The organism is Agrobacterium sp. NPDC089420, assembly GCF_044900305.1.
Taxonomy (GTDB): domain Bacteria; phylum Pseudomonadota; class Alphaproteobacteria; order Rhizobiales; family Rhizobiaceae; genus Agrobacterium.
In genome coordinates this window covers 21,979-30,456 of record NZ_JBJDMY010000029.1, presented here as the reverse complement: position 1 = coordinate 30,456, position 8,478 = coordinate 21,979, and the positions used below count along the sequence as shown (strand labels likewise).

The 8,478-nt window shown below is 57.4% G+C and carries 9 protein-coding genes; all 9 read left to right on the top strand.

The genetic code is table 11. From position 1 onward, the window contains the following. Positions 1-8 precede the first annotated feature (8 nt). Positions 9-1,226, top strand: a complete 1,218-nt coding sequence (locus ACI2KA_RS25265; protein ID WP_404505192.1) for a sigma-54-dependent transcriptional regulator — start codon at positions 9-11, stop codon at positions 1,224-1,226. Between the two features lie 364 nt (positions 1,227-1,590). Further along, the gene (locus tag ACI2KA_RS25260; RefSeq protein WP_404505190.1) at positions 1,591-1,956 is read left to right on the top strand and encodes a hypothetical protein; all 366 of its coding nucleotides are present in this window, start codon (positions 1,591-1,593) and stop codon (positions 1,954-1,956) included. A gap of 77 nt (positions 1,957-2,033) precedes the next feature. Further along, the gene (locus ACI2KA_RS25255) at positions 2,034-3,074 is read left to right on the top strand and encodes an ABC transporter substrate-binding protein (RefSeq protein WP_404505189.1); all 1,041 of its coding nucleotides are present in this window, start codon (positions 2,034-2,036) and stop codon (positions 3,072-3,074) included. Between the two features lie 10 nt (positions 3,075-3,084). Then, on the top strand, positions 3,085-3,969 hold the full coding sequence (locus tag ACI2KA_RS25250; RefSeq protein ID WP_404505188.1) for an ABC transporter permease: 885 nt from the start codon (positions 3,085-3,087) through the stop codon (positions 3,967-3,969). 9 nt (positions 3,970-3,978) lie between these two features. After that, positions 3,979-4,782: an ABC transporter permease gene (locus tag ACI2KA_RS25245; protein ID WP_404505187.1), complete on the top strand. Its 804-nt coding sequence runs from the start codon at positions 3,979-3,981 to the stop codon at positions 4,780-4,782. Further along, entirely contained in the window at positions 4,779-5,858 is a 1,080-nt protein-coding gene (locus tag ACI2KA_RS25240; protein ID WP_404505186.1) for an ABC transporter ATP-binding protein, read from the top strand. Before ACI2KA_RS25245 ends, ACI2KA_RS25240 begins: the two co-directional genes overlap by 4 nt. 110 nt (positions 5,859-5,968) lie before the next feature. Further along, entirely contained in the window at positions 5,969-6,835 is an 867-nt protein-coding gene (locus ACI2KA_RS25235) for a TauD/TfdA dioxygenase family protein (protein WP_404505185.1), read from the top strand. A 33-nt stretch (positions 6,836-6,868) separates the two neighbouring features. Beyond that, a complete protein-coding gene (locus tag ACI2KA_RS25230; protein ID WP_404505184.1) occupies positions 6,869-7,519 on the top strand; it encodes an RraA family protein in 651 nt (216 codons plus the stop codon). Further along, entirely contained in the window at positions 7,516-8,469 is a 954-nt protein-coding gene (locus ACI2KA_RS25225) for a carbon-nitrogen hydrolase family protein (protein WP_404505183.1), read from the top strand. Before ACI2KA_RS25230 ends, ACI2KA_RS25225 begins: the two co-directional genes overlap by 4 nt. Positions 8,470-8,478: the final 9 nt, after the last annotated feature.

Sequence of the window (8,478 nt, the reverse complement as noted above, 5' to 3'; positions counted from 1 at the left end):
ATTCCGCACTGGCAAGCCTGAAGCCGGACTATGACGGCGTTGTCGTCACAGACATCCGCATGCCCCGTGTCGATGGACATTCCGTGCTCAACTCTATTCTCGCCCGCGATCCGGAACTTCCAGTCATCCTCATGACGGGCCAGGGCGATATTGCCATGGCCGTGTCAGCGCTGAAACAAGGCGCCTTCGATTTCATTGCCAAACCTTTCGCCACGGACCATATGATGGCCGCGATCCACCGCGCCCTTGAGACGCGCCGCCTGGGGCTTGAAAGCCGCCGCCTGCGGAAAATGGCGACACGGGCAGAGGAGAATCTGCCGTTACTCGGCGAGACGCCCGCCATGGTTCGTCTACGCGAGACCATTCGCCAACTTGCGAGCGTGAATGTCGACGTGCTGGTCGAGGGCGAGACGGGGACAGGAAAAGAGCTTGTCGCCCGATTGCTTCATCGCTGGAGCACCCGCCGCGCCCGAAACTTCGTCGCGATCGACTGCGCCGCCTTGCCGGACGCGATTGCCGCCGACACCCTGTTCGGTGATCGCTTTCAGCGCGGAAGAATCATGGAAGCGGATCGCGGCACCCTCTTTCTGGACGAAATAGACAGCATGTCGCCTGCACTGCAAGGTAAGCTTCTGCGGGTCGTCGAAGAGCGGGAATTGCCTACGACGTCCGGCGAGCCACGGGCCGTTGACCTGCGCATTGTTGCGGCAGCCAAGGATCACCTGACCGGCGCGGTTGAGAGCGGCCGCTTTCGCGCCGATCTTCTCTACAGGCTGGATGCAGTCCGAATACGCATTCCACCGTTGCGAGAGCGACGGGCGGATATAGGCCTTCTTTTTTCTCATTTTGTGGGAGAGGCCGCCAGACAGTTCGGACGAACGCGTCCCGCATTCACCGCCGCTATCGAGGCTCGGCTGATTTCCGACGACTGGAGCGGCAATGTTCGCGAATTGCGAAACTTTGCAATGCAGGTCACGCTTGGTCTTGGGCCTTCTGGCAATGTTGAGCACCAGCAGCCCTCCCTTTCGGAGCAGATGGATCGCTTCGAAATCGGTGTCATCGAGGCGGCGCTACGTCGCGCGCGGGGCGATGTGGGAGACGCGGCAGAAGCTCTCGATCTGCCGCGGCGCAGTCTTTATGCACGGTTGCAGCGTTATGGCATTGACGGGGCCGATTTTAGAAACCGTTCATCTACGGCGAAAGGCAATCGCCGCGATTTTACCTGAATAATGACAATTTGACCGCGGGATTTGCAGCGCTTCAGACGTGTGTGCGCCTTCGTGGTTAAGATTGCTGTAGACGATATCAATATGAAAGGCTCGGCATAATCCACGGTCGACGGTGTTCGATCAGCGTGCTCGCTATGAGGCGCTTGCGCCCTATCTGCGTCCACTCAAGAGGGCTCCTCCGGTAGTTCTTTTTGTTTTCAAGGGTGTCAACGAAAGTAAAAGCCTTCACGCTTTTGAATGAATAGTCTATGGTTTCGGAAGACATGATCACAGGTGAAGTGCATCCGGACGGCGAAGGTCGCCAAGGCATTGTCCGGCCACAACCACATTCTATCGGCCGGGCTCTCAACGGAGAGTCGTCATGTCGGAAAAACCTTCTGTAAATCCATCCTTGTCGTTCGTGCCTGTTGAAGCCTGTGATGGTGTATCTGCAGCCACTGCTTTTGAGGTGATGCGCGATCTCTATGGGCTTCATGCAGCCACCGCTGCGGCCTGGAGCGCCATAGAAGCACGCCGCGACGGTGATGATGATCGCTACCGCTTCTGGTTTGGCCTTTTTTGCAATCTTCGCAAGGCTTCCCCAGTCTTTTCGCTTCTGCCTTTTGCAACGCCAGGTGACACTTTTCATATCGCCGCAAACAGTACCGGACGGCTCGAAGCTCTCCTTAGATCACGGGACGTAGGTAACGTTATTATTCATCAAATACGATCAATAGTTAAAAATTAATATTAGATAATGCGAGGGATTGCCTCGCATTATCCGTCGGACATCCTGAAAAGTCATCCAAATCACGAGGGCGGACGATGAAACGTAAAATCATGCTTGTTACATTTATTGTGGGGACCGGGGTGGCGGGAACCGCAGCCGCCGAACGGTTGATCGTCAACAGCTACGGCGGGCCATACGAAGACATTATTCGAAGCCGGATAATCGAGCCGTTCGAGAAGGAATTCGGCGTCAAGGTCGTTTACGACGCGGTAGGATCCGCATCGCAGGACTATGCAAAGATAAAAGCGACGCGTGGCCGACCGGGTTTCGATGTTGTCGTCATGACTGCCTCGCAGTCCCTGGATGGTTGCCGGGATGGCCTGCTTGAACGGTTTTCGCCTGAGATCGTACCGAATATCGCAAAACTCAATCCCGAAATCAGTGCGATTGCGGGCACCTGCGGAGCCGTACACGAGGTTCAGTATCTTTCTCTTCTGTGGCGCAAGGACAAACTCGCAACGGCGCCGGTTTCCTGGTCCGCGTTGTTTGACGAGGAACTGAAGGGCAAGGTGATCCTTCCGACTTTCCAGAATATCATGGCGGCATATCTCATGCAGATTATGTCCGTCACGAATGGCGGCGATCTCATGGACAACGTTGACCCAGGTTTCGAAGCCATGGGCAGGCTCGCCAGACAATCGATGGGCTTCGAGCAATCCTCTTCGATCATGGAAAACTATTTGAAGGAGGGCGAGGTCTGGGCGATGCCGTTCTGGAACGGACGTGCACAACTCCTCGTCGATAGCGGTCTGCCGGTTGACTACGTGAGACCGAAGGAAGGCACCATCCCGCTCGTTGCGACCTTGAATGTGCCGATTGGCGCTCGCAACAAGGACATGGCGTACAGGTTCGTCAATTTCTTTCTCGAAAAATCCAGCCAGGAAGCATGGGTCACCGGCTATAACGTCGGCACCGCCCGCACCGATATTGAAGTCCCCGATGCCGTCCGCGCACGTCAAATCACCACCGAAGCCGATCTGAAGACACTTCTTCTTCCCGACCTTTCAGGTCTCGCAGCCAAGTTGCCCGAATGGGGTGCGCGGTGGGAGCGTGAAGTGATCGCGGCAGCGCGATAAGGAGGCGACCATGACAACAATCGAACTCCAGTCGCCATTTGAACCCAAACGCCATCGGAGATTTACACTCAGGCCCTATGCATCGCTGGTACCGCCTTCAACGGTCCTTTTGCTCTTCTTCGCTCTGCCAATGGGCATGATGATTGGAATGAGTTTCCACGGAAGCGACGACCAGGCGTGGACCATCGCCAATTATCAGCGGTTCTTTGCTGATGATCTGATGATGGCGGGTCTGGGGCGCACGATGCTGATGTCGGGCCTCGTCGCCATTTGCGTGACCGTCATGGCGTATCCGCTTGCTTATTATCTGGCTCGTTCAACGTCACGATGGCGCGTGGTTGTGTTCGCACTTGCAATCGCACCGGAACTCGCCGGTGTGGTCCTGCGCACCTATGGCTGGCTCGTGATCCTCGAGGACCGGGGTTTTGTAAACTCGATGCTGCTGTGGGCGGGATTGATCTCCGAACCGCTGCCATTGTCGAGAAGCATGTTCGGCGTCGTCGCTGGCCTGACGCATGTCGTTCTACCTTTCGGGGTTCTTTCCCTGATGACGAGCCTGCAAGGCATCAATCCCAATCTTGAAAAGGCCGCGCAGGTCCTGGGGGCTTCCCGGCCAGCCGTGCTGCGCCACATTGTTCTGCCGCTTTCCGTTCCCGGGATCGTCAGTTCCCTGCTCATCGCTTTCACAATGGCTGCCAGCGCCTATGCGACACCGGCGCTGCTTGGCGGTGCCGGCTTCAAGGTGCTGGCAACGATGGTCTACGAGCAGGTGCTTTTTTACATCGACTGGCCGTTTGCCGCCGTGATGGCGAATGTGTTGCTCGTGGCAATGCTCATTGCCGTCTTCATCGGCTCGCGCATTGAGGCGCGCCTCCACAACAAACTGCATCTGTAGGAGACAGTCATGAACAGTTTTTTATCGGTGACGTTCAGGACCTCGCTTGGACTTATCCTCGCATTCATCACGCTCCCGCTGTTGGTCGTGCTTGTGGCCTCCGTCAGTCCGACGGCGAGGATTGTTTTTACGCCATCGCTCTGGACGACAAAATGGTACGGCGCCCTCATGTCCAGTCGCTGGATTGACCCGTTTTTGCTGAGTGTCGAACTCGCATTGATTGTCACGGTTCTCAGCGGACTGTTCGGGCTGCTCGCCGCTTTTGCCGTCGCCTACGAGAAGTGCCCGGGCCATGCCGCAATCATGTCCTTCCTGTTATCCCCCCTCTCCGTTCCGCAAATCGTCAAAGGGGTGGCGATCGTTCTGTTCCTCTCGTCGACCGGGTTTTACGCCTTCCTTGGCACGCCGGGCCTGATCATGGCTCACGTCATCCTCACCCTGCCATTCGTCGTGAGGATGATCGCAGGAGCAATGTTCAATGTCGACAAACGGCTTGATCTTGCCGCGCGTGTCCTGGGCGCAAACAGGTTGCAAAGGATCCGCTACATCCTCCTGCCGCTGATCAAACCCGGCTTGTTTTCAGGAATGACCTTCGCCTTCATTCTCTCCTTCAACAACATCCCCTTGTCGGTTTTCCTTGTCCGGCCTGGCGAAACGACACTTCCCATCACCGTCATCAATCACCTTGAATACAGCCTCGACCCGGTGTTGGCGGCGGTCAACGTCGCCTCCCTCCTATTCATTCTCGCAGCCGTCTTCCTGTTCGAGCGGATCGGCGGTTTTTCGACACAGATACATGGTGGAAGCAAATGAGCATAATGGACATAGAACTGATCGCGGTTTCCAAGAGCTATGGAGCCAATCGGGTCGTCGACAATATCGATCTTTCCGTTCCGGCAGGAGAATTCGTGAGCATTCTGGGCCCGTCAGGGTGCGGCAAGACAACCACGCTGAACATGATCGCCGGCTTTTCCGATCCTTCCGATGGAGACATCAGAATCAGGGGACGGAGCCAGTTGGGCGTTCCCCCGGAGAAACGCGGGATCGGCCTGGTCTTCCAGAATTATGCGCTGTTCCCTCACATGACGGTCGCTGAAAATGTCGCCTTCGGCCTCAAGATGAAGGGAGTTTCGCGCACGAAAACCGAGACCGAGGTGCAATCAGCACTCAGACGGGTGCATCTTGAGGGTTTTGAAGAGCGGTATCCGAAAGAACTGTCCGGCGGCCAACAGCAACGGACGGCGCTTGCCCGGGCGATCGCGCCAAAGCCGTCCCTGCTTCTTCTCGATGAACCTCTGTCCAACCTCGACCTCAAACTGCGGGAGGCGATGCGTATCGAGCTTAAGGAGATACAGGAAGAACTCGACATGACCTTCATCTATGTCACCCACGACCAGGACGAAGCGATGGCCATGTCCGACCGCATCGTGGTCATGCATGGAGGTCTTGTGGCCCAGGAAGGCAAGCCCGATGATATCTATGATAATCCCCGATCGCGTTTCGTTGCGGATTTTATCGGAAAGTCGAATCTTCTGCCGGTTGCGTCCCTGAGACCGGAAGGGAAATCGACGATTGTCGTTCTCGAAGACGGTCTTGCACTGACGGCCGCCTCGCCGGAAAATCCAGGCTCCATCCGCTACTGTTGCATGCGCCCAGAGGCCGTCCGTCTCGTGCCAGCGGAAGAGGACCTGCCCTCCCCGGTCAACAGGACAGACGGAACCCTGACACGGATCGTCAATCTCGGCGCCTACCGGGAATGCTTTGTCACCCTGTCAAACAGGACTGTGCTCAAGTCGCTTGTGCGCTCGACACGATTGCCTGACTTGCGCGTCGGGCAACCCGTCGTTCTCTCCATCGATCCCAACGCCGTGCAGCTTCTCGAAGGCTAGAATTGATCGCATTTCCATATCAATGAACTCAAATTGATATTGGAGATAGGAAGATCGGTCACGCTACTCTTCCCTTGCAGAGACGAAATATCCAAGGAAGGAACAGACATATGCTCAATACTCGAAAAATCTCGGCAGTCCAGGACGGAAGCAACGTTTGCGCTGATATCGTTGGCTTCGACTTCAACGACTATGATGAACAGGACATTGCAGAGGTTCGCAAATACTGGCTCCACTATGGCGTGCTTCGCTTCCGAAGTGCCAATATCACGGACCAGCAGCAGGTCGACTTTTCTCGTCATTTCGGGGAGTTCGTGATCCACCCCAAGCAATTGCAGGAAGGAGGACACCCCACGCACAAGGAAATCCTGGTGATCGCCAACACCATGAAGGACGGCAAACCGTCCGGCGCCATGGGCAACAGCGAGGCGACCTGGCACACGGACACCTGGTTCTACGAGCGCCCGCCAGCCGGCGCCATTTTGCGGGCGGTGGAGGTGCCGGCTGAAGGCGGAGACACCTATTTTCTCTCCACCTATCAGGCCTACGACACGTTGCCGGACGACGTGCGAAAGGAAATCGACGGTCGGCAGATTTTCTTCCAGAATGTCTACGACAAGACCGGCAAGCTGCGGCTTGGCAAGCGCGAGCCGAGGACCAGCGATGTCCGTGAGTGGAGCGGTATCGTGCACCCGCTGGTACGAACCCATGCCGAAACCGGGCGCAAGGCGCTTTATCTTGGAGGAACGGCCGAGGGTGCCTGGATTGTCGGCATGCCGCTTGATGAAAGCGACGATCTGCTGACGCGCCTGTGGCGCCATACGACGGATACGAAGGAGGTTTTTGTTCAGAAATGGACGAAAGGCGACATCATGATGTGGGATAATCGCTGCACCATGCATCGTCGGGATTCCTTCGACCCCAACACGATCCGGATCATGCACCGGACCACGACCGCCGGCGAACGCCCGGTCTGATCATTTCAGACGCCAGCAAAGCGACCTCATTCCATGGAACAGTATCGGACAAAAACGGGAGGGCCTCCTCTCCCCGCGGACCTCTGCGCCCTCCTGCAGGATGTTGAGACCGCAACCATCGGACATACCGAACATCTCGGCTTTCTCAGCACGAGTCTCCGCCCGGTCTGCTCCGCAAAGGTCATCGGACAAGCCCTCACCGTCGCGGCTCCAGGCCGCGACGGCGTTGTGATCTACAAGGCGATCGACCTTCTCCAGCCGGGAGACGTTCTCGTCATCGCGAGGATCGACGGGGACGACATCGCCTGTGTCGGCGGCGGTGTCGCGACAGCGGCAAAGGCGCGCGGTGCCGCTGCCATTATCGTGGACGGCCCGTGCACTGACGTTGAGGAAATTGTCACATCGGGCCTGCCGGTCTGGTGCCGCGGAGTCTCGGCAAAAACTACGAACCGGACATTCCGGATTGGTGGATCCATCAATGTTCCCGTCGCCTGCGCAGGTACGGCGGTCCTGCCCGGTTTCGCGGTCCTCGCCGACAACTCCGGGATCTTTGTCGCAGACCGTTCACGGATGCGCAGCCTGGGTGAGGCTGCGCTGAAACGTCAAGAACGGTCCTTTCGGCTACGTGCCCATCTTGCGGCGGGCCATTCAATCTTCGCGTATGATGAGAGACACTCCCAATGAAAATATCACTCATTCAAATGAACTCGCAGCCCGACCGCCGGGCAAATCTGCGTCAGGCACAGGCGCTGATGCTCAAGGCCGTCAAGGAGGAGGTGCCGGATCTGATCGTCCTGCCGGAACATTTCGACTGGTCGGGCGGTACTGCCGCGGAAAAGCTTGCGGCAGCAGACTACATGCCTGGTGGTGCGGCTTACAGGATGGCACAGGAATTTGCTTGCCGGCACGGATTATGGCTCCACGCCGGCAGCATGCTCGAGCGCGTCCCCGGGGAAGAGCGAATATACAACACCACCGTTGTGTTCGACCCCGACGGCAGGGAGGTCGGCCGCTACCGCAAAATTCATCTTTTCGACATCGTGGCTCCGGACGGCAAAGCCTATCGGGAGTCCGCCACAGTCGCGTCGGGGCACGACCTGCTCGTCTACGAGGCTGGCGGCTTCCGGATCGGAGCCGCTATCTGCTACGATCTCCGGTTCTCCCGCCTCTTTGATCAACTTGCGGAGAACAGGGTCGATCTTGTCATTCTGCCGGCTGCCTTCACGATGCAGACCGGAAAGGATCATTGGGAGGTCTTGTGCAGGGCCCGCGCCATCGAGTTCCAGGTCTATTTCGCCGCGTGCGGCCAGTGGGGCAGTTACCTTGCCGCCGGTGGCGAGACCCGACAGTGTTTCGGCAACTCATTGGTTTGCGATCCCTGGGGGCAAGTCATCGCCCGCGCTTCGGACGGAACGGGCATTGCAGCAGCACGGCTGGACAGCCAGCGAATACATGATGTGCGCCGGCTTATTCCGATGGCGCACCATCGTCAGCAGTTTCCGAACGCAGCATCCCGGGTAGGTCTCGCTGAAACGCCGGGGCCAACAGCTCAACATTTGGCAGTCGAACATGTTGCCTGCGATGGGCTATGTTCGACTTGCTGCAACAAAACAGATCTCCCTGCCTCCTTTTGATAGTCGAGA

What these genes read in the sequence shown, in the direction of transcription:
- ACI2KA_RS25255 (WP_404505189.1), top strand. Translation starts at nt 2,034, where the DNA reads ATGAAACGTAAAATCATGCTTGTTACATTTATTGTGGGGACCGGGGTG.
- ACI2KA_RS25230 (WP_404505184.1), top strand. Translation starts at nt 6,869, where the DNA reads ATGGAACAGTATCGGACAAAAACGGGAGGGCCTCCTCTCCCCGCGGAC.
- ACI2KA_RS25260 (WP_404505190.1), top strand. Translation starts at nt 1,591, where the DNA reads ATGTCGGAAAAACCTTCTGTAAATCCATCCTTGTCGTTCGTGCCTGTT.
- ACI2KA_RS25240 (WP_404505186.1), top strand. Translation starts at nt 4,779, where the DNA reads ATGAGCATAATGGACATAGAACTGATCGCGGTTTCCAAGAGCTATGGA.
- ACI2KA_RS25250 (WP_404505188.1), top strand. Translation starts at nt 3,085, where the DNA reads ATGACAACAATCGAACTCCAGTCGCCATTTGAACCCAAACGCCATCGG.
- ACI2KA_RS25235 (WP_404505185.1), top strand. Translation starts at nt 5,969, where the DNA reads ATGCTCAATACTCGAAAAATCTCGGCAGTCCAGGACGGAAGCAACGTT.
- ACI2KA_RS25225 (WP_404505183.1), top strand. Translation starts at nt 7,516, where the DNA reads ATGAAAATATCACTCATTCAAATGAACTCGCAGCCCGACCGCCGGGCA.
- ACI2KA_RS25245 (WP_404505187.1), top strand. Translation starts at nt 3,979, where the DNA reads ATGAACAGTTTTTTATCGGTGACGTTCAGGACCTCGCTTGGACTTATC.